Origin of the sequence: Streptomyces olivaceus (genome assembly GCF_000721235.1) — a bacterium.
Taxonomy (GTDB): Bacteria; Actinomycetota; Actinomycetes; order Streptomycetales; family Streptomycetaceae; genus Streptomyces; species Streptomyces olivaceus.
In genome coordinates this window covers 1-807 of the sequence record NZ_JOFH01000126.1, presented here as the reverse complement: position 1 = coordinate 807, position 807 = coordinate 1, and the positions used below count along the sequence as shown (strand labels likewise).

Below are 807 nucleotides of genomic sequence, written 5' to 3'. Positions count from 1 at the left end.
CATTCCGGTGCCGTGGAGCCGTGGACGCGGGCCGCGTAGGCGGCCGTGAGGTCGCGGGCCAGCGGAGCCCTGGACCATGCGTCACTCACGATGTGGTGCAGGAGCAGCAGGAGTACGTGCTCGCCGTCACCGACCTCGAACAGCGTCACGCGGAAGGGCAGCTCGCCGGAGTCCGCGGAGAGGTCGAATCCACGCCGGGCCGCGTCCCTCAGACGCTCCTCCACCTCTTCCGGGCCGGTCTCGATCACCTGCAGGTCCGGACGGGCGTCCGCCGGCTCCCGGACGATCTGGTAGGCGCCGTCGGCATCCACCGCGGTCACGGTGCGGCGGCTCGGTGCGGTGTCCTTGCCCAGGACGGCGCTGATACCGGCGACGGTGGGCGTCTCGAACAGCTGCCGGATGGGGAGTTCCGCGCCCAGGCTGGTTCGGATGCGGCTGACCAGCTTGGTTGCCAGGAGGGAGTGGCCGCCGAGGTGGAAGAAGTCGTCGTCGATGGTGACGGTGTCGACGCCGAGTACTTCGGCGAAGAGGGTGCAGAGGGTTTGTTCGTGGGGGGTGCGGGGGGTTCTCCCGTTTTCGTTCTGGGGTCCGTAGTGGGGTGTGGGGAGGGCGTTGCGGTCGAGTTTGCCGTTGGGGGTGAGGGGGAGTTCGTCGAGGGTGATGAAGTGGGAGGGGGTCATGTAGGCGGGCAGGTGGGCCGCGGCGTGGGCGTGGAGGTCACTGGTGTCGGTGGTGTTGGTGCTGACGGTGTAGGCGGTGAGGCGTTGGTCGCCGGGTTGGTCTTCGCGGACGATGACGGCGGCTTGG

At 69.1% G+C, this 807-nt stretch carries 1 protein-coding gene; it reads right to left on the bottom strand.

Translation table 11 applies throughout. The annotated features are described in order from the left end of the window. On the bottom strand, positions 1–807 hold an 807-nt coding region (locus IG94_RS39470), incomplete at both ends, for a phosphopantetheine-binding protein (RefSeq protein ID WP_043485754.1).